We start from the raw sequence: 23,585 nt of genomic DNA, 5'->3' as shown, positions 1-23,585 counted from the left end.
CCATGCGCCGGCGCGCCCCCGTTTTCGTCGCTCTCGCGCTGGCTTTCGCGGCGACGCCGGCGCCGGCCCAGATCGTCTCGATCGAGCGGGCCGAGCCGCGCCCCTACGGCCATTTCCTCGGCGACGTGCTCGATTTCGACGTGCTCGTCTCGGTCGATCCGGCGTTCAGGCTCGATCCCGCCTCGACGCCGCGGCCGGGGCCCGTCGCCTACTGGCTCGACCTGCGCTCGGTCGCGGTCGACGATCTCGGCGGCGACCCGCGCCGCCTGCGCCTGCGCCTGTCGTACCAGAATTTCTACGCCGCGCTCGACGCGCGCCAGCTGGTCATCCCGGGCTTCGACCTGATCTTTCGCGCGGGCGACGACAGGCGCGTGACGGCGCAGATCCCGCCGTTCTCCTTCGGCGTCTCGGCGCTGCGCGAGATCCAGCCCACGGCCGACGATCCGGCCGATTTCCTGCGTCCCGACCCCATAGCGCCCGCGCCCGACGTCGCGTCGCCGCGCCGCGCCTTTCTCGGCGCGCTCGCGGCGGCGGCGCTGGCGCTCGCCCTTCTCGCCCATGACCGCGCCTGGCCGCCGTTCCACACGCGCCGCGCGCGCCCGTTCTCGAAGGCCGCGCGCAGCCCGGCGCTGGCGCGCGGCGCGGCGCAGGGCGACCCGTCGGCCGCCTTCAGGCGGCTGCATCAGGCGATCGACGAGACCGCAGGCGGCCGGGTTTTCGAGGAGGATCTTGACGGCTTCCTCGGCGTCCGAACCGCCTTTGCGCCCGAGGGGGCCGATTTCCGCCGCTTCTTCGCGGCGTCGCGGCGGCTGTTCTACGCGGGCGACGCGGAGGCCGCGCGCGGGCTGTTCCCGCCGGCCGAGCTCGGCGCCTTCGCGGGCCGTCTGGCGCGCCTCGAAAGGACGTCGCCATGACGGACGTCCTTGCGAGGCCCTGGGCCCTGTGGCTGCTGCCGCTCGCCCTTCTGCCGCTGTTTTCGGGGCTGACGCGGCGGCGCGCCTATCCGTCGCTCGCCGGCGCGCCGGCCGATCCCCTGTCGCGGCTCGTCTCGGGCGCGATCCGGCTCGCCGGCGCCTTCGCCGTCGCCGCCACGATCCTCGCGCTCGCCGGGCCGCGCAGCGGCGGCGGCTCCGTGACGCGCGTCGGCGAGGGGGCCGAGACCGCGCTGCTCATCGACCGCAGCGCGAGCATGAACGACACCTTCGCCGGCGCTGAGCCGAGCGGCGGCGAGGAATCGAAGGCGCAGGCGGCGCGCCATGTGCTTCAGGACTATCTGCGCCGGCGCCCGCACGACCGCTTCGGCGTCATCGGCTTCTCGACCTCGCCCATGCCCATGCTGCCGATGACCGGCGACGTCGAGGCGGCCGCGGCGGCGGTCGCCGCCATCGACCGTCCGGGCCTCGCCTATACGGACATCGGCCGCGGCCTCGCCGCCGCGCTCTCCCTGCTCGAGGGCGAGGCGCGCGACGCGCGCGTGCTGCTGCTCGTGTCGGACGGCGCCGCCGTGATCGATCCCAAGGTGCAGGACCGCCTGCGCATGGCGATCGCCCGCTCGCCGGTCAACCTCTACTGGCTGTTCCTGCGCACGGCCAATGCGCCGGGCCTTCATGACCTCCCGAAGGCCGGCGCCGACACGCCGCAGGCGATGCCCGAGCGCCACCTCGACCTGTTCTTCAAGAGCCTCGGCGTTCCCTATCGCGCTTTCGAGGTCGAAAATCCGGGCGCGGTCGAAGCCGCCGTCGCGGCCATCGGCCGGCTCGAGACGCGGCCCGTCGTCTATCAGGAGCGCCTGCCCGTGCGCGACGAGACCGGGCGCGCCCTCGCCGTCGCCCTGACCTGCGTGCTGCTGCTTCTTGGCGCGAAGCTCGCCGAAACCGATCTCGCCAGAACGGCGCGGGCCGCGCCGGGCGCGCGGACCCGCCGGCCGGAGACCGCGGCGTGACGCGCGCGGGCCAGTCCCTCGCGGCGCTGCGGCGCCTCGCCCTGCGGGCGAAGTCGCCGCTCCTCGTCGCGCTGCTCGCGCTTGCGCTCGCCGCCTGCGCCCTGTTCGCCGCGCGCTGGATCCTGGCCGCGGCCGACGCGCGCGCCGTCGCCGCGCTGAACGCCGGCCGCGACCTCGCGATTCCGCCCGACGCGGCCGACGCGCGGGTCATGGCCCGCGTGCTGTTCTTTGCGAAGCGCGGCCGCGTCGACGAGGCGCAGGCGCTCGTCGAAGCGCTCGACCGGCGCGGCTCGCCCCTCCTCGCGCCGGCGCGCGACGCCCTCGCCAACGCCCGCATGCGCGCCGCCTTCACGATGCTCGAGGCCGGCAGGCTCGAAGAGGCCGGGCCCCTGGTCAACCTCGCCCGCGCCGACTATCGCGCGGCGCTGACGCTCGACCCGGAGCTGTGGGACGCGCGCTACAATCTCGACGTCGCGTCGCGGCTCGTGCGCGATTTTCCTTCCCTTGGCGAGACGCGCGGCGACGACGCGCCGCAGGGGCGCGAGCGGATGTGGTCCGACGCGCCCGGGCGCCCCAAGGGCCTGCCATGAGCCGCGCCCGGTCTTTCGCCGCGTCTCTCGCCGCCGCCCTGGCGGCGCGCGAAAAGGCCGTCCGGGGCGACCGGCGCGTCTGGCTCCTCGCCGGCGCGGCGCTGGCGCTCGCGGCGAGCTTTCTGCCGCTGCGCCGCGCCGCCGAGACGAACGGCGTGACCCTGCTCGCCGTCGTCGACGTCACCGGCAGCATGAACGTGCGCGACTATGCGAGCGGCGGCGTTCCGCAGGCGCGGCTCGACGCGGTCAAGGCGGATTTGCGCGCGACGCTTCCGCGGCTGCCGTGCCCCGCCCGCGTGGGGCTCGCCATCTTTTCCGAACGGCGCCCGTTCCTGCTGTTCGAGCCGATCGACGTCTGCGCGGCTTTCGCCGCGGTCGACGGCGCGATCGCGGCGCTCGACTGGCGCATGGCCTGGGAGGGCGACAGCCATATCGCGGCGGGCCTTGACCGCTCGATCGACCTGGCGAACAGCCTCGACGCCGACCTCGTCTTCTTCACCGACGGGCAGGAGGCGCCGCCGCTGCCGGCCTCGGGCGGGCCGCCCTTCGAGGGCGACCCGAACGCCAGCCACGGCGTCGTCATGGGCGTCGGCGGGCTGTCGCTCTCGCCCATCCCGAAATATGACGACGACGGGCGCGAGATCGGCTTCCTCGGCATGAGCGACGTGACGCAGGAGAACCGCTTCGGCCCGCCGCCCGCCGACGCCGAGAGCCGCGAAGGCTACAATCCGCGCAACGCCCCCTTCGGCGCGGCGGCCGCCTCGGGCGAGGAGCATCTGTCGTCGCTGCGCGAGACCTATCTCAGGGCGCTCGCGGCGAAGACCGGCCTCTCCTATGCGCGCCTGACCGACGCGGCCTCGCTCGAGGCCGCGATCCGCGCCGCGAGCCGCCCGCGTCCGGCGGCGCGGCCGCAGGATCTTCGCCCGTTCACGATCGCCCTCGCCCTCGCGCTGCTCGTCCTCGCCTATGCGGCGCCTGCGGCGCGCCGGGCGGCGGCGCTCGGACCTTTCCCCATCTTCACGCGCCGGAGCCAGTAAAAGCCCATGAAATCGATCGCCGTCCTGAAAGCCCTGTTCATCCCGCTCGCCTTCCTCGCGACCGCCGCCGCGGCGCATGGGCCGACCCCGCAGAAGGTCGAGGAGACCGTCGCGATCGCGGCGCCTCCGGCGCGGGTCTGGGACGCGCTCAAATCCTTCGGCGACATCGCCGCCTGGCATCCCGAGCTCGCGTCGAGCAAATCGAGCGACGGCGACAAGTCCGACGCGATCCGCACCCTCGTCTTCCGCAAGGGGGGCGAGCTCGAGGAAAGCCTCGACGAGCATGACGACGCCAACATGACCTATTCCTACCGCCTCAAGGACGCCAAACTCGACGTGCTGCCGGTGAGCTTCTATTCCGCCACCATCGACGTGAAGCCCGGCGCCGACGGCGGGTCGACGGTCGAATGGTTCGGCCGCTTCTATCGCGGCGACACCGGCAATTTCCCGCCCGACGAACTCAACGACGAAGCCGCCGTCAAGGCCATGACCGCCTTTATGAAGACGGGCCTCGCCGGGCTCAAGGCCAGGGTCGAGGCGAACAAGACCGAGGCGAAATAGCGCCGCCATGCTGACGCGTCGCGCCCTGGTCGCAGCTTCGCTCGCCGCCGCCGCCTGCGGCCCTTTCGCGCGGCCGGCGCGCGCCGAGGGCCGCTTCGCGCTGTTCGTCGTCGACCAGGGCGGCGCCCGCCTCCTGAAGATCGACATAGAGCGCGAGACCGTTGCGGCGGCCTATGAGCTGCCCTCGGGGCCGGCGGCGCTCGCCGCCTCGCCGGACGGCCGGACGATTTACATGAGCCTGCCCGAGACCGGGCAGGCCGCCGTGTTCGACGTCGCGGCGGGCAGGCTTCTCGAACCGCTCTATGCCGGGGGCGAGCCGTTCGGCCTCGCCGTCACGGAGGACGAGGTGATCCTCGGCGACTGGAGCGGCGCGGCGCTGACGCGCGCCTTGGCCGCGCCGACGGCGCGCCGCGCGGCAAGATCGCCGTCGGCCGCGCCGGCGCTGCTGCGCGACTTGGCGCGGCGGCGGCTCTATGTCGTGGAGCGCGACGACGCGACCGTCGGCGTCGTCGATCTCGACGGCATGACCCGCGTCGCGGGGATCGCCGTCGGCGAGGGGCCGTTCGCGATCGCCGCCTCGCCCGACGGCGCGACGGTCTATGTCGCGAGCGTGCGCGCCGGAACCGTCTCGATCCTCGACGCGGAGCGGCTCGAGCGGGTCGGCGAGGCCGCCTGCGGCGGCGCGCCCTACGGCCTCGCCGCGACCCCTGACGGCCGGGCGCTGCTCGTGGCGAGCCAGCAGAGCGGCGCGCTCACCCGGCTGGCTGCGGGGCGTCTCGACACGGCGCGCCGCATCCGCGTCGGGCGCTACCCGGAAGGCGTCGTCGTCGCGCCGCACACGGCCCGGGCCTATGTCATGAACTGGTTCTCCGGCGACATTTCGGTGATCGATCTTGAAGCTTTCGCCGAGGTCGGCCGCATCAGGGTCGGCGGCGGGCCGCGCGCCGGCCTCTGCCTCGGCGTTCCCGCATGAGCCGCGCGGGCGGAAAGCGCGACACGCGCGCAAAAATCGCGGCGGCGGCGCTCGCCGGGCTGGCGCTGGCGCTGGCGGCGACGCTTTCGGGCTGCGACGAGGCCCCGCAGCCCGCGCGCCGCAAGCTCGATACGCAGACGCCCGGGGAGGTTCCGGACTGGCTCCCGCTGGGGACGGCGATCGACCCCGCCTGGTGGCTCGCGAGCCGCCGCGTCGGCGCTCCCGCGCCGAAGGACGACCACATGATCGAGATCTACCGGGCCTTTCTCGTCCAGGCCGAGCGGCAGTTCCAGGAGGACCGGCGCATGATCGCCAACCGCGTCGACCAGACCGCGCAGGCGCTGGCCGAGCGCGGCGAGCCGGAGACCTACGACTCGATTCTCGACGGCTTCACGAGCCTCGCCGACTTCAGCGGCCGCAAGATGATCTTCGGCCAGATTTGCCAACACTACCTCAATCTGCGACAGCGGGGCGAAACGCGGGCGCAGGCGCTCGAAGACCTCCGCCGCGCCTATCCGCATCCCTGAAACGCCGGAAGACCCGCCGCGCATGAACGCCGCCGCAGACGGAAGGCCGACGCTCCTCGCGCGCCCGCGATGGATGTCGTCGCTGCGCGCGCAGCTCATCGTCGGCTTCGTGGCGATCGACATCGCCGCGGCGGCGGTCTGCGCCGCCGTCGTCATCGTCAAGGCGCGCCGCGCCGCCCTCGTCGAAATGAAGGGGTCGATGCGCCTCGCCGAGACGCTGGTCGGCGAGACGATCCGCCTCAACGAGCCGCGAACCCCGCCCGACGTCCTGCTCGCGACGCTCGCGCAGCAGCTCGGCTTCGTGCGTCACGTCCGCTTCGCCGTCTATGACGAGGCGGGCCGCGCGATCGAGACGCGCCGCCCGCTGATGGACGAGCTTTTCGAGCGCGAGGCCGCGCCCGGCTGGTTCATGGCGCTCGTCGCGCCAAACCCCGAGCGCAGCGCCATGCCGGTCATCGCGCGCCGCCGCAAGATCGGCGCGGTGCACATCGTCGGCGCGCCGCAGGACGAGGTCGCCGAGGTCTGGGAGGACACGCTGGCGCTCGCCAGCATCGCGCTTCTCGCCAATCTCGCGGTCATCGCGACGCTGTATTTCGCCTTCGGCCGCATCCTGAAGCCGCTGACCCGCCTCGCCGACGGCTTCGGCGAGCTCGAGCGCGGCGATTTCTCGACGCGGATCGCCGCCCCGCCGGCGCGCGAGTTCGCCGAGATCGTCGACCGCTTCAACCATCTCGCCGCGACGCTCGGCGAGGCCTACGCCGAGAACAGGAGGCTCGGCCAGCGTCTCGTCGGCCTCCAGGACGAGGAGCGCCGGCGCATCGCGCTCGACCTGCATGACGAGTTCGGGCCCTGCTTCTTCGGCCTCAACGCGAGCCTGCGCGGCCTCAGGGGGGCGCTCGCCGGGATCGCGCGCGACGATCCCGCCGCCCTGGCGCGGGCCGCCGAGCAGGTCGGGCTCGTCGAGGAGATCGTCGAGCGCATGCGCGTCGCCAACCGCGCCATGCTGCACAGCCTGCGCCCCATGGCCATGGGGCATGTGCCGCTGGCCGAGATCCTGCTGCTGCTGGCGCGGGATTTTTCGCGGCTCAATCCGGCGGTGTCGATATCGCTCGAGGCCGAGGCGCTCGGCCCCGGCTATGGCGAGGCGGTCGATTTGACGGTCTATCGCTGCGTCCAGGAAAGCCTCACCAACGCGGTGCGGCATTCAGGCGCGGCGGCGATCCGGCTTCGCGTCGGCGAGGAGGACGGCGCGGGCGGGCGCCGGCTTCGCCTCGTCGTCGAGGATGAGGGCAGGGGCGTCCCGGTCGACGCGCAGGCGGGCTTCGGCCTCAGGGGCATGAAGGAGCGCATCGAGGCCCTGGGCGGCGTCTGGTCGATCGGCGCGCGCGAGGGCGGCGGGGCGCGCCTGAGCATGACCCTGCCGGTCGGGCCGGGCGCCGCGCCGCCGGACGGCGCCGAACGGAAGCAGCAGCCATGAAGACCGCGCTCATCATCGAAGACCATCCGATCCTGCTGCAGGCCTCGCGCCGCCTGCTCGAGGAGCTTGGCGTGGCGGAGGTCGCGGCGGCGAGCGACATCGTCTCGGCCTACCGGCTTTTTCTCAAGACGAAGCCCCAGCTCGTCGTGGTCGACCTCGTGCTGAAGGGGTCGGGGCTCGCCGGGCTCGACCTCATCCGGCGCATGAGCCGCCGCGATCCCGGCGTGCGCATCCTCGTCTTCAGCATGCACGCCGACCCGGTCATCATCCGCCGTTCGCTCGAGGCCGGCGCGGTCGGCTATGTGGTCAAGGACGCCGGCGTCGAGGAATTCGTCGAGGCGGTGAAGACGGTGTGCGCGGGCAGGCCCTATCTCAGCGGCGCGGTCGCCACCCAGGTCGCGCTGCTCGCCGCGCATGTCGCGCCCAACCCGCTCGCCGACCTGTCGCGGCGCGAGATCCAGACGCTCTCCCTGCTGGCCGAAGGCCATTCGTACCGCGCGATCGCGGAGCAGATGAACGTCAGCTACAAGACGGTGGTCAATGTGACGTCGCTGCTGCGCCGCAAGCTCGGCGTCGGCAGTCTCGCCGAACTCATCGCCGCCGCCGTGCGCAACCTGAAATAGGCGCGCCGGCCGAACGCGGCGACGCGCGGGACGGCGGCGGCGGAACGCGAAAATCGTCCCGCCGGCGCCCGCGCCTTACGGTTTGAAGCCCATGTCCTGCATGCACGCGGCGTAATGGAAATAGGCGTCCCTGGCCAGGCCGCTGGTGTTGACGTCGTTGCCGCTGTCGGTCGGATATTCCTTGTGGGCCTCCATCCAGCATTTTTCGATCGCGGCGTCGCGATTCTTCTCCTCCGCCCATGCGGGGGCGCCGAACATGGCGGAAAACATGCTGGCCGCGGCGGCGGTCTTGACCATGGCGTTCATCAGCTTCTCCTGTTTGGCCGGAAAATCCGGCCCGGGACATGAACCTCGCGCGCCCGCGCGCACGAGGGGACGGGGCGCGAAAGACCGCGTCACTCTATCGCGCCCGCGCCCCGCGGGCGACGCCCGGCGGGCGCGCCGGCGTGCGGATTCGAAAACCGCCCGGGGCGGAGCGCGAGGACGCGCCTTGACCTTGGCCGGCGTCGGGGAATAACTGATCCCGCCGGCCACGCGGCCGGCGCCGATCCTGCCGCGCGGCCGCCGACGGCGGGGACGCCGCGCCGCCGGAGGGTCGATCGTTCCGGCGCGGCCGGCCTCGCGAGGAGAAGGCGCTTCGTGTTCAAAGACAGTCAGCCGGACGCTTCGCCCGCGCAGGCCGAGGGCGAAGCCGTCCGCGGGCCTCTCCCGCAGCCCGTGACGGCGCCGTCGGCCTCCGCCGCGATCTTTCTCGTGGCCACGATCAATCCCGGCGCGGCCGCCGCCGAGTTCAGGGCGTTCTGCGGCGATCTCGCCGGGCTCGTGCGCGCCGTCGCCGCCCGCGACCACCAGGGCGGCCTGTCCTGCGTCGTCGGCTTCGGGTCGCAGGCCTGGGACGTCCTGTTTGGCGCGCCGCGCCCGGCCGAACTGCACCCCTTCCGCGAATTCCACGCCGACGGGCGCCACGCCATCGCGACGCCGGGCGACATCCTGCTTCACATCCGCGCCAACCGCATGGATCTCTGCTTCGAGCTCGCCACGCTCGTCATGGAGCGCCTCGGCGCTCTCGTCACGACGGCCGACGAAGTCCACGGCTTCCGCTATTTCGACGACCGCGACCTCACCGGCTTCGTCGACGGAACCGAGAATCCGGCGGGCGCCGCGGCCGACGAGGCCGTCTTCGTCGGCGCCGAGGACCGCGCCTTCATGGGCGGCAGCTATGTCCTCGTCCAGAAATACGTGCACGACATGAAGGCCTGGAACGCCGTGCCCACGCAGACGCAGGAGCTGATCATCGGCCGCAAGAAACTGTCCGACGTCGAGCTCGACGACGCGGTCAAGCCGACCTGCGCGCACGCCGCCCTGACCATCGTCGAGGAGGGCGGAAGGGAGATCAAGATCCTGCGCGCCAACATGCCGTTCGGGCGCCCGGGGCGCGGCGAATCCGGCACCTACTTCATCGGCTACAGCCGCTCGCCCGCGACCACCGAGCTGATGCTCGAGAACATGGTCGTCGGCCGCCCGCCCGGCAATTACGACCGGCTGCTCGACTTCACCACGCCCGTCACCGGCGGCCTGTTTTTCGCGCCGTCCGCAAGCTTCCTCGACGCCGCGCCTGACATGGACGGGCCCGACATGGACGCGCCCGACGGTTCGCCCGATCCGGCCGCCGCGCGGCCGCGCGACCGCTCGCTCGCCATTGGTTCTCTCAAAGGAGACATCCGTCATGAATAATCTTCATCGCGAGCTCGCGCCCGTCTCCGACGCCGCCTGGGCCGAGATCGAAGAAGAGACCGCCCGCACGCTGAAACGCTATCTGGCGGGCCGGCGGGTCGTCGACATGCCGCCCGCCGGCGGCCTCGCGCTCTCGGCCGTCGGCACGGGCCATCTGCGCGCCATCGCCGCGCCGGCCGAGGGCGTGCTGGCGCGCCGGCGCGAGGTGAAGACGCTGGTCGAACTGCGCGTTCCCTTCGAGCTCTCGCGCGAGGCCATCGACGACGTCGAGCGCGGCGCGACGGATTCCGACTGGCAGCCGGCCAAGGACGCGGCCAAGACCATCGCCTTCGCCGAAGACAGGGCGATCTTCGAGGGCTACGCCGGGGCGAAGATCGAGGGCGTGCGCGAGGGGACGAGCAATCCGGTCATGACGCTTCCGGCCGACGTCCGCGACTACCCGGACGCGATCGCCCAGGCGCTGAGCCAGCTGCGCCTCGTCGGCGTCAACGGCCCCTATGTGGCGCTGTTCGGCGCCGACGCCTATACCGCCCTCGCCGAGACCAGCGACCACGGCTTCCCGGTGCTCGACCATGTCCGGCGGCTGGTCAATGACGACATCATCTGGGCCCCGGCCATCGACGGCGCCTTCGTGATGACGACGCGCGGCGGCGATTTTGAACTGAGCCTCGGCCAGGACGTGTCGATCGGCTATCTCGGGCACACCGACGACGTCGTGCGGCTCTACCTCGAGGAAAGCTTCACCTTCCGGCTGCTGACCGCCGAGGCGGCCGTGGCGCTCGCCCCTTCGGGCGCGGCGTCGCGCTGACAGCGCGGCCGTGACCCCGCGCCGTCGGCGAGGAAAAAGTCGGCGGCGACGACGAGCAGCGCGAGCGCGGGCGCAATGAGCGGCAGCGGCAGGCGCATGACCGCCAGCGCGCCGCCCACGGCGCCGAACGCATGGCCGAGCCAGACGCAGGCGGGCAGCACGACCTCGGCCGCGTCCGGCCGCGCCGCCCCGGCCGCGCGCGGCGCGAAACGCCGGCCGACGGCCGCATCGGCGAAATTGAGCAGATTGCTCGTCACCACCACCGTCTGGACCCTCGCGCCGCCAAAACGCGACAGGGCCTGGCCCTGCGTCGCCATGGCGAGCGCCAGCAGCGGCAGCTCGACCGCGACGGGATCGGGCCTGATCGAACGGACGAGCTGCGCCGACAGGATGAGCCCGATCATGACGGTCAGCGCGACGGCCGGGCAGGGCGCGCGGCGGCGCAGGCAGCCCGCGGCGAGACCCCCGGCGAAGAAGGCGGCGATCGTCGCCGCGACGCCGACGAGCCGGGCCCTGTCGTCGCGCGCGGCGGATATGCCGAGCTCGATGGTGTCGCCGGTCATCGCCGCAATATGGACGCCGCCGAGGTCCAGGAAGCCGACGGCGTCGACATAGCCCGCGACGAGCCCGAGCGCGAGGATGCGGCGGACATTGGCGCAAAGGCCTGGCGCGCGGCTCTCGCAGGCGCGGGGATCGTCGCCGCGCGTCCTGTCGGCCGTCGCCGGATTCGTCGCCTGAGGCATGGTCGTCTTCCCGAAGCAGGACGGCGGCTCCTGGCGCGCCGCGCACGGGCGCCGGGCGCAGGAAGCCGACGAGCCATTGACGCGACATCCATAGGCGCGGCGCGGACCGCGCGAAATCATACATGCGTATGACGGGCGCGGGATTTGCCATACCAACGTATGGCTCGGCGCCGGCGCGAAGTTCGGTAAGGATCGGAGAAGGCGAAGACGACTTCGCCTGCGTCGGCGCGTCATCGGGAGGCGCCGAAGCGCAACCCGCCACAGGAGCTTTCCATGACCGATCATGCGCCGATTCATTCCCTGCGCGACAGGCTCGAAACCGAGCGTCTCGCCGCCGTCGAAGGCCTCGCGGCGGGCGCGTCCTCCGCGGAGCTGAGCGGCGACGCGCTGGCCCGCCTCGCCGCGCTGCAGGCGGCGCTGAGCGCCGTGCGCGAGGAGCTTGAGGTCCATGGCGTCAGGGAAGGCTGGGGCGACGCCGCCGCGCTGCGATAGGCGCGTGCGGACAACAGGCCGGGCCGGCGCGGCCCGTCGGGGCGCCGCCGGATCGCCGGGGAGCCGCGCGGCCGTCGCCGCGGCGCCGTTCCACAGGATGTTCGTCATGTCGTTCCAGTCCGTCTCGCCGTTCGACGATTGTCCGGACGGCTGTCTCGCCGCGAAAATCCTCGCGCGCGCGCCCGCCGCGTCGCGTCGTCCGGATCCGCCCGAAAGCGGGGAGGCCGCGCCGCAGCGCCCCATGGCGGCCTTGCCGAAATGGCGCATGAGGCGCGTCGTCGCCTATGTCGAGGATAATCTTGGCGGACGCGTTTCGCTCGCCGGCATGGCCTCGGCCGCCGGGTTGAGCCGCATGCATTTCGCGGCGCAGTTCCGCCGGGCCGCCGGCCTGCGTCCGCATGACTTCCTGCTGCGCCGGCGCATCGAGCGCGCGCAGTCGATGCTGCGCGACACGCAGGCGCCGCTCGTGGATGTGGCGCTCGCCGTCGGCTTCCAGACCCAGCCGCATTTCACCACGGCGTTCCGCCGTCTCGTCGGCGAGACGCCGCATCGCTGGCGCTGCGCCAACCGGCGCGCCGCGCGCTGAACAGGGCGTCGTCATGCGGCTTCGGGAAACCGCCGGCGTCTCTCGCGCCGCCGCCCGTCTACGCAAACGCCCCCGGCGCGGGCGGCGTCGGGGGCGTGAGGCTTGGCGCGGGCTCCGGGCGAAAACGTCAGGCCGCGTTCGCGTCGGCCATGGCACCCGAATGGATGATGGTGCCCACATGCTCGCCGCGCAGGGCGGCGGTGATCCGGCCGGGGACGAGGCCGTTCACCACCTGCACATGCTCGAGGTGGCGGGCGGTCGGCATCAGGTCGAGCAGCACGCGGTCGAGCGGCAGCGTGCCCGTGGTTCTGGCGAGGTCGGCGGCGCTCGTTTTGGAGATGAGCTTCGCCCTGTCGCCGCCCTCGCCCCTGGGGTCGGCGTCATAGATCCCGTCGACGTCCTCGACGATGGTGAGGCCCGCCGCGCCAAGCGCGTCGGCGACGAGGAAGGCGCCCGCGTCGGCCCGGTGGATCGGAATGCGCGAGTTCGGAAACTCGTGATGATGATAGGGCGGGAAGGCGCTGCCGACCACCGCGCGGGCGGCGGCGAGATGGATCGCGAGCTGGTTTGCGACGGTTGGGCGCTCGACATAGGAGACGCCCTCGGGCGCGAGCAGCGCGGCGAGGATGTGGCCGTTCTGGCCGGCCTCGCTCGCGGCGAGCGGGGCGAGCGAGCCGACCGGCAGGCCGAGGTCGAGGCCGACGCCGTAGAGATGGCGCGCGCGCACGCCGGCGCCGGTCAGGATCAGCATGCGATGCTCGGGCAGGAGCCTGCGCAGCTCCTCCACGACGGGAAGGATCGCCTCCGCGCCGCGGTCCATGATCGAGCGCCCGCCGATCTTGACGACCTGCAGCCAGGGCAGGAGCCGGATGGGGCGCCGGCCGGCGACGGGGCGGGTCAGGCTCGAATCGAGGAGCGTCTGGCGCGCGAGCGGCGAGGCGACGTGCTTGATGGCGTCCGCGTCGGACATTGGATTCTCCCTTAGCTCGCGGTGATGATGGTGCCGACGTGCTCGCCGGCGAGCGCGCGGGTCAGATTGCCGGGGACGAGGCCGTTCACGACCTGCACCTCCCGGACGTGACGCGCCGCCTTGAGCAGGTCGAGCATCGGAAATTCGAGAATCGAATCATGCAGGCCCCGCGCCATCATCTCGTCGACCGAAATCTTCGGAATGAACTTCGCGTCGGTCGAGGTCTTGGGGTTGGCGGTGAACAGCCCGTCCTCGTCCTTGACGAAGATCATCGCCTTGCAGCCGAACTGCTCGGCGAGCAGGAAGCATCCGGCGTCGGTGCGGTAGGGCGGGATGACGCCGTCGGCGGCGGGACGCATCCACAGGCCGTAAGGCGGCATGCCGCTGAACACGACGGCGTTGACCTCGGCGAGGTAGAGCGGCACCGCCGAGAGGCCCGCGCCCTCGACCTGCGAGATGCCGTGCTTGGCGAGGAGCTGCCCCAGCATGGCCGCGTTCTGGTCGGCGACCGAGGCGCCGAGCTGCGAGAGCACGCCCGCCGGCAGGTTGAGCCCGGCGGCGATGGAGTAAAGATGCCGCGCCCGCGTGCCCGCGCCGGTGCCGATCAGGAGCTTGTGGTTCTTGCGGACGGCGACGATCTCCTCGACCAGCGGATAGAGCGCGGCGCGGCCGCGGTCGATCACGCTCTGGCCGCCGATCTTGATCACCGTCGCGTCGGGCAGGATTCTGAAGTCCGGCGCGGCCTCGGCCGCGGCGAGCAGCTGCGCGTCGGTCAGCGACCTCTGCATGAGGAGCGTTTCGAGCTCCGAAGTCGTGGTGTTCATGGGGGGCCTTTCTGCGTTGGAGCGCGCGGCTTAAGTTTCGAGGAGATCAATACTTCTTAAGCAACTACGTGGCAACGACTGGAAAATATGCTTCTTTTACATGGCCCGGAAAAAACGGCGCAAAACGCGCAATTTCGCGCGTCGCGCCGGCCCGGGCCTGACGCGGCCTGAGGTTTTGACGTCGCCCGGGCCGCCGGCGAGGCGTCCGCCGGAAAGGAGTCGAAATGAATCTGACGCGGACGACGATGGCGTCGCCGGTCGGCGAGCTGACCCTTGTCGCCGGCCGCGCCGGCCTTGTCGCCGTGCTGTGGCCGGGCGACGATCCGCGCCGCGTGCCGCTCGGCCCGAGCCGCCCCGACCCTGACAGCCCGACGCTGGTCGAGACGAGGCGCCAGCTCGACGAATATTTCGGCGGGAGGCGGCGGCGCTTCGACCTTCCGCTCGATCCGCAGGGGACCGCGTTCCAGAAGCGGGTCTGGGCCGAGCTTCTGAACATCCCCCATGGCGAGACGCGCAGCTACGGCGACCTCGCGCGCGCGCTCGGCGATCCGCGCGCCGCGCGCGCGGTCGGCGCCGCCAACGGGCGCAACCCGATCTCGATCATCGCGCCGTGCCATCGCGTCGTCGGGGCCTCGGGCCGCCTCACGGGATTCGCGGGCGGCCTTGAGGCGAAGGCGTTCCTGCTGGGGCTCGAAGGCGTCCTGCCGGCGCCTGGCCGCAAAGCCCGCTGTGGATGACGGCCGGCGATATGTTGACCGTGCCGGGCGATCGCCCCACTATATCTGGAGATCGCGGTCTTTCGTCCCTCAGGGGCGAAAGCTAAGAGGGAATCCGGTGAGCCTTGCGGCGACTCCGGGGCTGTCCCCGCAACTGTGAGCGGCGAGCCTTCGCCCATTTCGCGCCACTGAAGCCGCAAGGCTTCGGGAAGGCCGGGCGAAGGCGGCGACCCGCGAGCCAGGAGACCTGCCGCGACCTGAAAGAATCTTCCTCGGGCGGGGCGTCCCGACGGAGCGTCTGGATTTCGGGCCGGCGGACGCTCCGCCGCGCCCCTGCTCCATGCGTCCGCGCGGCCTCTGCTTCAACGTCTGGAGTCTGAAGCCGATGTCGCAGATCGTGGAGCTCGAACGGCCGGCCGGCCGGAGCCATGCGGGCGGGCGCGCAGCCCCGGCGGGCGCGCCGTCCGAGCCGGGCTGCCAGGTGATCCGGCGCAATGGCGCGGTCACCCCCTTCGACGCCGCCAAGATCGCGCTCGCCCTGACCAAGGCGTTCCTCGCCGTCGAGGGCGGCGGCGCGGCCGCCTCGCGCCGCGTGCATGACATCGTGCGCGAGCTGACCGACGAGATCGTCGGCGGCCTGACGCGCCGCGCCGACGCCGGCCGCGCCTTCCATATCGAGGACATCCAGGACCGCGCCGAGCTCGCGCTGATGCGCGGCGGCCATCACAAGGTCGCGCGCGCCTATGTGCTCTATCGCGAGGAGCGGGCGCGCGAGCGCGCCGCGGCGCAGGCCGAGCCGCTGGCGCCGCGGCTGCGCGTCAAGACGGCGGACGGCGCGCTCGAGCCGCTCGACGAGGCGCGGCTCGACGCGCTCGTGCGCAGCGCGGCGCAGGGCCTCGACGGCGTCTTCCCGGAGGCGATCCTCGACGAGACGCGCCGCAATCTCTACGACGGCGTCACGCTCGACGAGCTGTCGCAGGCGCCGATCCTCGCCGCGCGAACGCTGATCGAGACCGAGCCGAACTATGCGCGCGCCTCGGCCCGCCTCCTGCTCGACCGCCTGCGCCGCGAGGCGCTGAGCTTCCTCGCCGGCCGGCCCGAGGGCGCGACGCAGGACGAGATGGCGGCGCGCTACGCCGATTATTTCCGCGCCTATCTCAAGGCGGGGATCGCCGGCGGGCTGATCGACCCGGAGCTCGCCCGCTTCGACGTCGACAGGATCGTCGCGGCGCTCGAGCCCGCGCGCGACCTCGCCTTCGACTATCTCGGCCTGCAAACTCTCTATGACCGCTATTTCCTGCATGTCGGCGGCGCGCGCTTCGAGCTGCCGCAGGCCTTCTTCATGCGTGTCGCCATGGGGATCGCGCTGCGCGAGGTCGACCGCGAGGCCCGCGCCGTCGAGTTCTACCGCCTGCTGTCGTCGTTCGACTTCATGGCCTCGACGCCGACGCTGTTCAACGCCGGAACGCCGCGCGCGCAGCTCTCGTCCTGCTTCCTGACCACCGTGCCGGACGATCTCGACGGCATCTTCAAGTCGATCCGCGACAACGCGCTGCTCGCGAAATATTCCGGCGGCCTCGGCAACGACTGGACGCGGGTGCGCGGCCTCGGCGCGCATATCAGGGGCACCAACGGCGAGAGCCAGGGCGTCGTGCCGTTCCTGAAAGTGGCGAACGACACGGCGATCGCCGTCAACCAGGGCGGCAAGCGCAAGGGCGCCGTCTGCGCCTATCTCGAAACCTGGCATGTCGACATCGAGGAGTTTCTCGACCTGCGCAAGAACACCGGCGACGACCGCCGCCGCACGCATGACATGAACACGGCGAACTGGATTCCCGACCTGTTCATGGAGCGCGTCGAGGCGGACGGGCAGTGGACGCTGTTTTCGCCTGACGAGACGCCGCATCTGCATGAGCTTTACGGGCGCGAATTCAAAGAGGCCTATGAGGCCTGCGAGGCCAGGGCCGCGCGCGGCGAGCTCAAGGTGTTCCGCAAGCTGCGCGCGACGGATCTGTGGCGGCGCATGCTGACCATGCTGTTCGAGACCGGACATCCGTGGATCGCCTTCAAGGACGCCTGCAACATCCGCTCGCCGCAGCGCCACGCCGGCGTCGTGCATTCGTCGAACCTGTGCGCCGAGATCACGCTCAACACCTCGGACGACGAAGTCGCGGTGTGCAATCTCGGCTCGGTCAATCTCGCCGCCCATGTGGGCGCGCGGGGCCTCGACCGCGAGCGGCTGGCGCGCACGGTGAAGACGGCGATGCGCATGCTCGACAATGTGGTCGACGTCAATTTCTACACGATTCCCGAGGCGCGGCGCTCGAACCTGCGCCATCGCCCGGTCGGGCTCGGGCTCATGGGCTTTCAGGACGCGCTGCAGGCGATGCGCGTTCCCTACGCCTGCGACGCCGCCGTGCGCTTCGCCGACGAGAGCATGGAGGCCCTGAGCTTCGAGGCGATTTCGGCCTCGGTCGACCTCGCCGCCGAACGCGGGCGCTATCCGAGCTTTGACGGCTCGCTGTGGTCGCAGGGAATCCTGCCGCTCGACTCGCAGGAGCTGCTGCGCGAGGAGCGCGCCGGCGTCGGCGCCGACTTCGACCGCTCCTCGACGCTCGACTGGGACGCCCTGCGCGAGCGGGTGAGGCGCGTCGGCATGCGCAACTCCAACTGCATGGCGATCGCGCCGACCGCGACCATCTCCAACATCTGCGGCGTGTCGCAGTCGATCGAGCCGGCGTTCCAGAACCTGTTCGTCAAATCCAACATGTCGGGCGACTTCACCATCGTCAACGCGGCGCTCGCGCGCGACCTCAAGGCGCTCGGCCTGTGGGACGAGGTGATGGTGTCGGACCTCAAATACTACGACGGCGGCCTCGGCGCGATCGACCGCGTTCCCGACGAGATCAAGGCGCTCTACGCCACGGCGTTCGAAATCGAGCCGGCGTGGCTGATCGAGGCGGCGGCGCGCCGCCAGAAATGGATCGACCAGGCGCAGTCGCTCAACCTCTATGTGGCGACGCCCTCGGGCCGCAAGCTCGACGAGACCTACCGTCTCGCCTGGCGGCGCGGCCTCAAGACGACCTATTACCTGCGTTCGCGCTCGGCGACGCATGTGGAGAAATCGACGCTGAAGGGCGTCGACGGAAAGCTGAACGCGGTCGCCGCCGCGCCGGCGGCCTGCGCGCTCGACGATCCGGCCTGCGAGGCCTGCCAGTGACTGCGCGAAAGGGAGACGCGGCCATGCTCGACTGGTCTGACCTCAACTCCGCGCCGCGCCGCGCCCTGTCCGCGCCCGCTCCGTCCGCCGACGGCTCGGGCCTCGGGCGCATCGAGCGCGGCGCGGCGCGCGTCAGCGTCGACGACAAGCGCATGATCAACGCCCGCGCCGACGTCAACCAGCTGCTGCCGCTCAAATACAAATGGGCGTGGGAGAAATATCTTTCCGCCTGCAACAACCACTGGATGCCGACCGAAGTCTCGATGCAGGCCGACATCGCGCTATGGCGCTCGCGCGACGGGCTGAGCGAGGACGAACGGCGCATGGTCAAGCGCAATCTCGGCTTCTTCGCGGCGTCCGAAAGCCTCGTCGCCAACAATATCGTGCTCGCCATCTACCGCCGGCTGACCAATCCGGAGTGCCGGCAGTATCTGCTGCGGCAGGCGTTCGAGGAGGCGGTGCATACGCACACCTTCCAGTATATCGTCGAGAGCCTGGGCCTCGACGAGGGCGAGCTGTTCAACATGTATCGCGAGGCGCCCTCGATCACCGACAAGGCCGCCTGGGCGCTGGAGCATACGCGCGCGCTCGCCGACGATTCATTCGCGACCGGCGCGCCCGGGGCCGATCAGGCGTTCCTGCGCGATCTCGTCGCCTTCTACGTCGTGTTCGAGGGCATGTGGTTCTACACGGGCTTCGCGCAGATTCTCTCGCTCGGGCGGCGCAACAAGATGGTCGGGGTCGCCGAGCAGTATCAGTATATTCTGCGCGACGAATCGCTTCACCTCAATTTCGGCGTCGACGTGATCAACCAGATCCGCATCGAAAATCCCGATCTGTGGACGAAGGCGTTCCAGGACGAGCTGCGCGGCATGGTGAGCGAGGCGGCTTCGCTCGAATCGGCCTATGCGCGGGACGTCATGCCGCGCGGCCTGCTCGGCCTCAACGCGCCCCTGTGCGATCAATATATGCGCTTCATCGCCAACCGCCGCTGCGGCCAGCTCGGCCTCGCGCCGGCGTTCGCGCCGGCCGAAAATCCGTTCCCGTGGATGAGCGAGACGATGGATCTCAAAAAGGAGAAGAACTTCTTCGAGACGCGCGTCATCGACTATCAGAGCGGCGGCGCGCTGGCCTGGGACTGACGGCGGGACGTTTTCGCCACAGTGGGAGACGAAATCCGCGCGCGGCCCCGGCCGGCCCGCGCGCGCCCTTTATTTCGGACGCGCCGTCATGTTATCGGTCAGTCTGGAAGGTTCGGCATGTCGCGGCTGGCAAGGTGGACGAAAAATTTCGCAACGGTCGCGGCCTTCGCCGCCGCCTATGCGCTCGTCCTGCAGATCGTGCTCACGGGCGCGCTCGCCGCCAGCCTGCCGCAGGACGCGGGCGGGGGCTTGCGCCTGTGCGCCGCCGACGCGCCGGCGGACTCCGGCGAACATGCGCCGTCAAGGCCGCACTGCCTGTCATGCCTTTGCCGCCTTGACGCGGCCGCGCTCCCGCCGCCGCCGGCGGCCCCCGTGATCGACCGCTTCGCGATCGAGCTGCATTTCGAGATCGCGCTGTGGACGGCGCTGCATGCGGGCGCGTCCGCCTCGCCCGTGCGGGCGCGCGGGCCTCCCGCCGCCGCCTGAGGCCGTCGCCGCCTTGCGGCGAATCCGATCCGCTTCAGCCTTCAGTCAACACGGCCCCGAGGCCGCGCGCGCGACGCCCGCGTCGCCTGCCTGCGCGCCCGCGCCGATGGATAGTCTTCATGCGCTTCCTGTTGTCTCCGCGCGTCCGTGACGCGCTTCGGGCGTCGACCGCGGTCGCCCGCCCGCTGTTTCCGGCGATCTGCCTCGGCCCGTTCTGCGCGGCGCAGGCGTATGGCCAGGCGGCCGACACGCTGCCCGCCGTCATCGTCGAGGCGCCGCCGCCGGGCGCCTTTCTTCCCGCCTCCACGGCCGCCGTCTCTGGCGCGCAGGCGCGCGGCGCCGAGCTCTGGACAAGCGACTCCGCCTCGCTGATCAGGGACCTTCCCGGCGGCGCGGCCTGGGGAGCGGGCGGCGTGTCGAGCCTTCCTTCCGTCAACGGCATGGGCGCCGACCGGGTGCAGACGTCGATCAACGGCATGATCTTCGCCCCGGCCTGTCCGAACCAGATGAATCCGCCGCTCTCTTTCGTCAATCCGGCCATGCTGTCTGGCGCGCGCGTCTACACGGGCTCGGCGCCGGTCAGCGTCGGCGGCGACTTCACCGGCGCGCGCATCGACGCGAAAGTCGCGCCGCCGGTTTTCGCGCAGGGGGACGCCGTCGCCGCCGCCGGCGAGGTCTCGGGCTTCATCCGCTCGAACGGCCTCGCCTATGGCGTCAACATGAATACGACGGTCGCCAATTATGACACCAGTCTCGCCTTCACGGGCGGCTGGGCGCGCGCCGGCGATTATACGGCCGGCGACGGCACGAAGATCAAGTCGACGCTCTACAATGTGCAGAATTACGCGCTTTCGCTGGCCAGGAAAGTGCAGGACGGCGTGTTTTCGCTGCAGATCGGCGGGCAGGCGATCCCCTATCAGGGCTTCGTCAATCAATATATGGACATGACCAACAATCACAGCGTCTATCTCAACGGACGCTATGAGGGCGTGTTCGACTGGGGCGCGCTCGAGGCGACCGCTTTCGGCAATTACATCCGCCACACCATGGGCTTCATCTATCCGGACAAGACCGGCGACATGCCGATGGAGACGAAGAGCCTCGACGCCGGCTATTCGGTCAAGGGAACCGTCTCGGTCAGCGCGCAGGATCTCCTCAGGGTCGGCAACGAGCTCTACTACAACCAGCTCGACGACTGGTGGCCGCCGGTCGCAGGCTCGATGATGATGGGCCCGGACACGTTCCAGAACATCAACAACGGCCAGCGCACGCGCGTCGGAACCTTCATCGAATGGGAGCGCCGCTGGGACGCCGGCTGGACCACGGTCATCGGCGGCCGCAACGACGTGGTGGCCATGAACACCGGCGAGGTGCAGGGCTACGATCCGATGATGTATGGCGCGGAGGCCGCGGCCTTCAACGCGCTCAACCGCGCGCGCACGGACGTCAATTTCGACGGCTCGGCGCTGGTCCGCTTCGACGCCGACCCCGGCTCCCGCTACGAACTGGCGTTCGCGCACAGAACCCGCTCGCCCAATCTCTACGAGCGCTACGCCTGGTCGACCAACGCCATGGCGATGAAGATGATCGGCTGGTTCGGCGACGGCAACGGCTATGTCGGCAATGTCGGTCTCGCGCCCGAAAAAGCCAACACGGTGAGCTTCACCGCCGCCTGGCGCGATCCCGACAGGGGCGCGTGGGAGCTCAGGGCGACGCCCTATTACAGCTATGTCGAGGATTACATCGACGCCGACCGCTGCGCCCTCGCCGGCTGCGTCGCCAATCTGGCGAACAATCTGACGACGACGAACAATTTCGTCTATCTTCAGTTCGCCAATCATGACGCCTCGCTGTTTGGCGTCAATCTCGACGGCAAACTGACCGTGTGGGACACGAGCGAATATGGCCAGGGCCGCGTGCGCGGCAACCTCAGCTTCGTGAAGGGCGAGCGGACCGACGGCGTCAATCTCTATCACATGATGCCGGTCAATGCGACGCTCGCGCTCGACCAGACATTTGGCGCGTGGAGTTCGAGCCTTGAACTTCAGCTCGTCGGGTCAAAAACGGCGGTGAGCCAGGTGCGCAACGAACTTGCGACCTCGAGCTACGCGCTGCTCAACTTCCGCCTCGGCTATCAATGGGAGGCGCTGCGGATCGACTTCGGCGTCGACAACATCCTCAACGCCAATTATTTCCTGCCGCTCGGCGGCGCCAATCTCGTCAACTACACCACGACGACGATGATGGGGACGTCGCCGGCCTATGGCTACGCCGTCGCCGGGCTCGGGCGCTCCTTCAACGGGCGCCTGTCGGTGAAATTCTGACGTCACGCCTGCGCTTCTTCACAATGGCGTGCGCGTCAGGACGCTGTCGCCCGCGCCGTGCAACATGCAACCGGCCGCCGTCGAACGCGGCCCATTCGGGAGCTTCGCCATGTTCAACGCTCTTTCACGCCGCCGCGGGCTTTTCGCAGCCGCGGCCTGCGCTCTCGCCGCGCTCGGGCTTTCGGCCGGCGCCTCGCGCGCGCATGAATACAAGCTCGGCGCGCTCGAGATCCTTCACCCGTGGTCGCGCGCGACGCCGGGCGGCTCCAAGGTCGCGGCCGGCTTCTTCGAGGTCAAGAACGCGGGCGCCGCGCCGGACCGGCTGATTGCGGCGACCTCGACCCTCTCCGCCAAGACGGAGATCCATGAAACCGAGATGAAGGACGGGGTCATGACCATGCGCCCCGTCACCGGCGGGCTCGTCATTCCGGCCCATGGCTCGGCGACGCTCAAGCCCGGCTCCTATCATGTGATGTTCGTCGACATCAAGGAGCCGCTGAAGGAGGGCATGGTCGTCGACGGCACGCTCACCTTCGAGAAAGCCGGGACGGTCTCCGTGCAATATCATGTCGAAGGCGTCGGCGCCGCGCAGTCCGGCCACATGGAGCAGGGCGGTCATATGGACCATATGGACATGAAGCCTTGACGCGCCGCGCGCATTGACACGACGGCCGGGCGGCGCCTAGCTACGGCGTCGCCCGTGGATCGGAAGCCGGCGGAAATCCGGCGCGGTCGCGCCACTGTGAACCGGACCGCCGCTCCCGGCGCCGGAAGCCAGACCTGATCCATGCGCGGCGAGTCTCATCTGGCGGGACGCGTCATCCCGGGGAGCGCATGATGTCCGATATCGTTCTTGAACCCATCGCCCGGCCGGCCCCCATCCCGGTCGGCGAGATTTTGCCCTGGGCCGTGTTCGGCGGCCTCATTCTCCTGCTCGCGATCTATTTCGTGGGCGCCGAAGAAGGCGCGACGTCGCTGATCGCCGGCTCCTACGTCCACGAATTCGTGCATGACGGACGCCATCTCCTCGGCTTTCCCTGCCACTGAGGAGGCCCGCATGGTCGGTCAACTTCTGCTGCGCGGCATGCTCGTCGGCGTGCTCGCGGGGCTGCTCGCGTTCGGCTTCGCGCGCGTCTTCGGCGAGCCCTCGGTCGATCGCGCCATCGCCTTCGAGGAGGCCGTGAGCCAGGCGAAGGGCGAGCCCCCGGAGCCCGAACTCGTGAGCCGCGGCGAACAGGCCGGCGTCGGCCTGTTCACCGGCGTCGTCGTCTATGGCGCGGCGCTCGGCGGCCTGTTCGCGCTCGCCTTCGCCTTCTGCCTCGGCCGGTTCGGCGCGCTGTCGCCGCGCGCGACCGCGGGCCTTCTGGCGCTCGCCGGCTTCGTCGCGATCGCCCTGCTGCCGGCGCTGAAATATCCGCCCAATCCGCCGGCGATCGGCGAGCCCGAGACCATCGTGCTCAGGACGCAGCTCTATTTCTCGATGATCGCGCTCTCGCTCGTCTCGCTCGGCGCCGCCGTGGCGCTGGCGCGCAGCCTCTGGACGCGGCTTGGCGCCTGGAACGCGGCCCTGCTCGGCGTCGCGCTCTATCTGGTCCTGATGATCGTCGCGCAGACCGTCCTGCCGGCCGTCAACGAGGTGCCCGACCAGTTTCCGGCGATGCTGCTGTGGCGCTTCCGGCTCGTTTCATTCGGGATCCAGGCGATCCTGTGGACGACGCTTGGCCTGCTTTTCGGCTATGTCGCGGAGCGCGGCCTCGCCCACGCGGCGGCGCCCCGGCTCGCCCGCGCCCTGCGCTGAGCGCCGGCCCGA

25 protein-coding genes and 2 riboswitches are annotated in these 23,585 nt (G+C 70.8%); of the genes, 21 read left to right on the top strand and 4 right to left on the bottom strand.

From position 1 onward, the window contains the following. The first annotated feature begins 2 nt into the window (after nt 1-2). Genes ACILRB_RS01450 through ACILRB_RS01410 form a run of 9 tightly spaced genes read left to right on the top strand, consistent with a single transcriptional unit; the run spans nt 3 to nt 7,730 of the window. Nucleotides 3-914 (top strand): nonribosomal peptide synthetase MxaA, encoded by a 912-nt coding sequence (locus ACILRB_RS01450; RefSeq protein WP_395664523.1) that lies wholly within the window; start codon nt 3-5, stop codon nt 912-914. Beyond that, a complete protein-coding gene (locus ACILRB_RS01445) occupies nt 911-1,942 on the top strand; it encodes a vWA domain-containing protein (protein ID WP_395664522.1) in 1,032 nt (343 codons plus the stop codon). The genes ACILRB_RS01450 and ACILRB_RS01445 overlap by 4 nt, the downstream gene beginning before the upstream one ends. Continuing rightward, on the top strand, nt 1,939-2,532 hold the full coding sequence (locus ACILRB_RS01440; protein WP_395664521.1) for a hypothetical protein: 594 nt from the start codon (nt 1,939-1,941) through the stop codon (nt 2,530-2,532). The genes ACILRB_RS01445 and ACILRB_RS01440 overlap by 4 nt, the downstream gene beginning before the upstream one ends. Further along, nucleotides 2,529-3,569: a vWA domain-containing protein gene (locus ACILRB_RS01435; RefSeq protein WP_395664520.1), complete on the top strand. Its 1,041-nt coding sequence runs from the start codon at nt 2,529-2,531 to the stop codon at nt 3,567-3,569. The genes ACILRB_RS01440 and ACILRB_RS01435 overlap by 4 nt, the downstream gene beginning before the upstream one ends. Nucleotides 3,570-3,575: 6 nt before the next feature. Then, nucleotides 3,576-4,130, top strand: coding sequence for an SRPBCC family protein (locus ACILRB_RS01430; RefSeq protein WP_395664519.1), 555 nt, complete (start codon nt 3,576-3,578; stop codon nt 4,128-4,130). A gap of 7 nt (nt 4,131-4,137) precedes the next feature. Beyond that, a complete protein-coding gene (locus tag ACILRB_RS01425) occupies nt 4,138-5,103 on the top strand; it encodes a YncE family protein (RefSeq protein ID WP_395664518.1) in 966 nt (321 codons plus the stop codon). Then, complete coding sequence (locus tag ACILRB_RS01420; RefSeq protein ID WP_395664517.1) at nt 5,100-5,630, top strand: hypothetical protein; 531 nt, start codon at nt 5,100-5,102, stop codon at nt 5,628-5,630. Before ACILRB_RS01425 ends, ACILRB_RS01420 begins: the two co-directional genes overlap by 4 nt. A 22-nt stretch (nt 5,631-5,652) precedes the next feature. Then, on the top strand, nt 5,653-7,107 hold the full coding sequence (locus ACILRB_RS01415; RefSeq protein ID WP_395664516.1) for an ATP-binding protein: 1,455 nt from the start codon (nt 5,653-5,655) through the stop codon (nt 7,105-7,107). Beyond that, nucleotides 7,104-7,730 (top strand): response regulator, encoded by a 627-nt coding sequence (locus ACILRB_RS01410; protein WP_395664515.1) that lies wholly within the window; start codon nt 7,104-7,106, stop codon nt 7,728-7,730. Before ACILRB_RS01415 ends, ACILRB_RS01410 begins: the two co-directional genes overlap by 4 nt. Before the next feature lie 75 nt (nt 7,731-7,805). Here ACILRB_RS01410 and ACILRB_RS01405 read toward each other — a convergent pair whose 3' ends face one another. Further along, nucleotides 7,806-8,036: a hypothetical protein gene (locus tag ACILRB_RS01405; protein WP_395664514.1), complete on the bottom strand. Its 231-nt coding sequence runs from the start codon at nt 8,034-8,036 to the stop codon at nt 7,806-7,808. Nucleotides 8,037-8,447: 411 nt separating this feature from the next. Between ACILRB_RS01405 and ACILRB_RS01400 the strand changes: the two genes are divergently transcribed. Together ACILRB_RS01400 and ACILRB_RS01395 are read left to right on the top strand one after the other, a co-directional pair. Continuing rightward, nucleotides 8,448-9,464: a Dyp-type peroxidase gene (locus ACILRB_RS01400; RefSeq protein WP_395664652.1), complete on the top strand. Its 1,017-nt coding sequence runs from the start codon at nt 8,448-8,450 to the stop codon at nt 9,462-9,464. Further along, entirely contained in the window at nt 9,457-10,272 is an 816-nt protein-coding gene (locus ACILRB_RS01395; protein WP_395664513.1) for a family 1 encapsulin nanocompartment shell protein, read from the top strand. The genes ACILRB_RS01400 and ACILRB_RS01395 overlap by 8 nt, the downstream gene beginning before the upstream one ends. Here the strand turns inward: ACILRB_RS01395 and ACILRB_RS01390 are convergent. Then, nucleotides 10,188-11,015 carry a YoaK family protein gene (locus ACILRB_RS01390; protein ID WP_395664512.1) on the bottom strand — a complete coding sequence of 276 codons (828 nt, stop codon included), beginning with the start codon at nt 11,013-11,015 and terminating at the stop codon, nt 10,188-10,190. The genes ACILRB_RS01395 and ACILRB_RS01390 overlap by 85 nt on opposite strands. Before the next feature lie 273 nt (nt 11,016-11,288). On the opposite strand from ACILRB_RS01390, the gene ACILRB_RS01385 reads away from it, so the two are divergent. Both ACILRB_RS01385 and ACILRB_RS01380 read left to right on the top strand, forming a co-directional pair. After that, nucleotides 11,289-11,507 carry a hypothetical protein gene (locus tag ACILRB_RS01385; protein WP_395664511.1) on the top strand — a complete coding sequence of 73 codons (219 nt, stop codon included), beginning with the start codon at nt 11,289-11,291 and terminating at the stop codon, nt 11,505-11,507. A gap of 106 nt (nt 11,508-11,613) precedes the next feature. Continuing rightward, nucleotides 11,614-12,093: a helix-turn-helix domain-containing protein gene (locus ACILRB_RS01380; protein WP_395664510.1), complete on the top strand. Its 480-nt coding sequence runs from the start codon at nt 11,614-11,616 to the stop codon at nt 12,091-12,093. A 127-nt stretch (nt 12,094-12,220) separates the two neighbouring features. Here ACILRB_RS01380 and ACILRB_RS01375 read toward each other — a convergent pair whose 3' ends face one another. Next, nucleotides 12,221-13,063: a molybdenum storage protein subunit alpha gene (locus ACILRB_RS01375; protein ID WP_395664509.1), complete on the bottom strand. Its 843-nt coding sequence runs from the start codon at nt 13,061-13,063 to the stop codon at nt 12,221-12,223. 11 nt (nt 13,064-13,074) lie between these two features. Further along, a complete protein-coding gene (locus tag ACILRB_RS01370; RefSeq protein ID WP_395664508.1) occupies nt 13,075-13,887 on the bottom strand; it encodes a uridine kinase in 813 nt (270 codons plus the stop codon). 224 nt (nt 13,888-14,111) lie between these two features. Here ACILRB_RS01370 and ACILRB_RS01365 point away from each other — a divergent pair, with 224 nt between their 5' ends. From ACILRB_RS01365 to ACILRB_RS01330, 8 genes are all read left to right on the top strand, one after another. Then, nucleotides 14,112-14,624, top strand: a complete 513-nt coding sequence (locus ACILRB_RS01365; protein ID WP_395664507.1) for a methylated-DNA--[protein]-cysteine S-methyltransferase — start codon at nt 14,112-14,114, stop codon at nt 14,622-14,624. A 38-nt stretch (nt 14,625-14,662) separates the two neighbouring features. Next, nucleotides 14,663-14,873, top strand: a riboswitch (cobalamin riboswitch). Nucleotides 14,874-14,988: 115 nt separating this feature from the next. Then, on the top strand, nt 14,989-17,823 hold the full coding sequence (locus ACILRB_RS01360; RefSeq protein ID WP_395664506.1) for a ribonucleoside-diphosphate reductase subunit alpha: 2,835 nt from the start codon (nt 14,989-14,991) through the stop codon (nt 17,821-17,823). Between the two features lie 23 nt (nt 17,824-17,846). Beyond that, a complete protein-coding gene (locus tag ACILRB_RS01355; RefSeq protein WP_395664505.1) occupies nt 17,847-18,965 on the top strand; it encodes a ribonucleotide-diphosphate reductase subunit beta in 1,119 nt (372 codons plus the stop codon). 117 nt (nt 18,966-19,082) lie between these two features. After that, nucleotides 19,083-19,451, top strand: coding sequence for a hypothetical protein (locus ACILRB_RS01350; protein WP_395664504.1), 369 nt, complete (start codon nt 19,083-19,085; stop codon nt 19,449-19,451). A gap of 119 nt (nt 19,452-19,570) precedes the next feature. Further along, on the top strand, nt 19,571-21,775 hold the full coding sequence (locus ACILRB_RS01345; protein ID WP_395664503.1) for a TonB-dependent receptor: 2,205 nt from the start codon (nt 19,571-19,573) through the stop codon (nt 21,773-21,775). Nucleotides 21,776-21,884: 109 nt separating this feature from the next. After that, on the top strand, nt 21,885-22,421 hold the full coding sequence (locus tag ACILRB_RS01340; RefSeq protein WP_395664502.1) for a copper chaperone PCu(A)C: 537 nt from the start codon (nt 21,885-21,887) through the stop codon (nt 22,419-22,421). A gap of 61 nt (nt 22,422-22,482) precedes the next feature. Then, nucleotides 22,483-22,555, top strand: a riboswitch (cobalamin riboswitch). Between the two features lie 57 nt (nt 22,556-22,612). Beyond that, nucleotides 22,613-22,822, top strand: a complete 210-nt coding sequence (locus ACILRB_RS01335) for a CbtB-domain containing protein (RefSeq protein WP_395664501.1) — start codon at nt 22,613-22,615, stop codon at nt 22,820-22,822. 10 nt (nt 22,823-22,832) lie between these two features. Then, nucleotides 22,833-23,573, top strand: coding sequence for a CbtA family protein (locus ACILRB_RS01330; protein WP_395664500.1), 741 nt, complete (start codon nt 22,833-22,835; stop codon nt 23,571-23,573). Nucleotides 23,574-23,585 lie beyond the last annotated feature (12 nt).

Source organism: Methylocella sp., from assembly GCF_044226135.1.
GTDB lineage: Bacteria > Pseudomonadota > Alphaproteobacteria > Rhizobiales > Beijerinckiaceae > Methylocapsa.
Note: the sequence above shows the minus strand (reverse complement) of the source record. Positions and strands in the feature narration are given on the sequence as shown.

Coding starts and splice junctions, on each gene's coding strand:
- ACILRB_RS01450 (WP_395664523.1), top strand. CDS start 3: ATGCGCCGGCGCGCCCCCGTTTTCGTCGCTCTCGCGCTGGCTTTCGCG.
- ACILRB_RS01445 (WP_395664522.1), top strand. CDS start 911: ATGACGGACGTCCTTGCGAGGCCCTGGGCCCTGTGGCTGCTGCCGCTC.
- ACILRB_RS01435 (WP_395664520.1), top strand. CDS start 2,529: ATGAGCCGCGCCCGGTCTTTCGCCGCGTCTCTCGCCGCCGCCCTGGCG.
- ACILRB_RS01430 (WP_395664519.1), top strand. CDS start 3,576: ATGAAATCGATCGCCGTCCTGAAAGCCCTGTTCATCCCGCTCGCCTTC.
- ACILRB_RS01425 (WP_395664518.1), top strand. CDS start 4,138: ATGCTGACGCGTCGCGCCCTGGTCGCAGCTTCGCTCGCCGCCGCCGCC.
- ACILRB_RS01420 (WP_395664517.1), top strand. CDS start 5,100: ATGAGCCGCGCGGGCGGAAAGCGCGACACGCGCGCAAAAATCGCGGCG.
- ACILRB_RS01415 (WP_395664516.1), top strand. CDS start 5,653: ATGAACGCCGCCGCAGACGGAAGGCCGACGCTCCTCGCGCGCCCGCGA.
- ACILRB_RS01410 (WP_395664515.1), top strand. CDS start 7,104: ATGAAGACCGCGCTCATCATCGAAGACCATCCGATCCTGCTGCAGGCC.
- ACILRB_RS01405 (WP_395664514.1), bottom strand. CDS start 8,036: ATGAACGCCATGGTCAAGACCGCCGCCGCGGCCAGCATGTTTTCCGCC.
- ACILRB_RS01395 (WP_395664513.1), top strand. CDS start 9,457: ATGAATAATCTTCATCGCGAGCTCGCGCCCGTCTCCGACGCCGCCTGG.
- ACILRB_RS01390 (WP_395664512.1), bottom strand. CDS start 11,015: ATGCCTCAGGCGACGAATCCGGCGACGGCCGACAGGACGCGCGGCGAC.
- ACILRB_RS01385 (WP_395664511.1), top strand. CDS start 11,289: ATGACCGATCATGCGCCGATTCATTCCCTGCGCGACAGGCTCGAAACC.
- ACILRB_RS01380 (WP_395664510.1), top strand. CDS start 11,614: ATGTCGTTCCAGTCCGTCTCGCCGTTCGACGATTGTCCGGACGGCTGT.
- ACILRB_RS01375 (WP_395664509.1), bottom strand. CDS start 13,063: ATGTCCGACGCGGACGCCATCAAGCACGTCGCCTCGCCGCTCGCGCGC.
- ACILRB_RS01370 (WP_395664508.1), bottom strand. CDS start 13,887: ATGAACACCACGACTTCGGAGCTCGAAACGCTCCTCATGCAGAGGTCG.
- ACILRB_RS01365 (WP_395664507.1), top strand. CDS start 14,112: ATGAATCTGACGCGGACGACGATGGCGTCGCCGGTCGGCGAGCTGACC.
- ACILRB_RS01360 (WP_395664506.1), top strand. CDS start 14,989: ATGTCGCAGATCGTGGAGCTCGAACGGCCGGCCGGCCGGAGCCATGCG.
- ACILRB_RS01355 (WP_395664505.1), top strand. CDS start 17,847: ATGCTCGACTGGTCTGACCTCAACTCCGCGCCGCGCCGCGCCCTGTCC.
- ACILRB_RS01350 (WP_395664504.1), top strand. CDS start 19,083: ATGTCGCGGCTGGCAAGGTGGACGAAAAATTTCGCAACGGTCGCGGCC.
- ACILRB_RS01345 (WP_395664503.1), top strand. CDS start 19,571: ATGCGCTTCCTGTTGTCTCCGCGCGTCCGTGACGCGCTTCGGGCGTCG.
- ACILRB_RS01340 (WP_395664502.1), top strand. CDS start 21,885: ATGTTCAACGCTCTTTCACGCCGCCGCGGGCTTTTCGCAGCCGCGGCC.
- ACILRB_RS01335 (WP_395664501.1), top strand. CDS start 22,613: ATGTCCGATATCGTTCTTGAACCCATCGCCCGGCCGGCCCCCATCCCG.
- ACILRB_RS01330 (WP_395664500.1), top strand. CDS start 22,833: ATGGTCGGTCAACTTCTGCTGCGCGGCATGCTCGTCGGCGTGCTCGCG.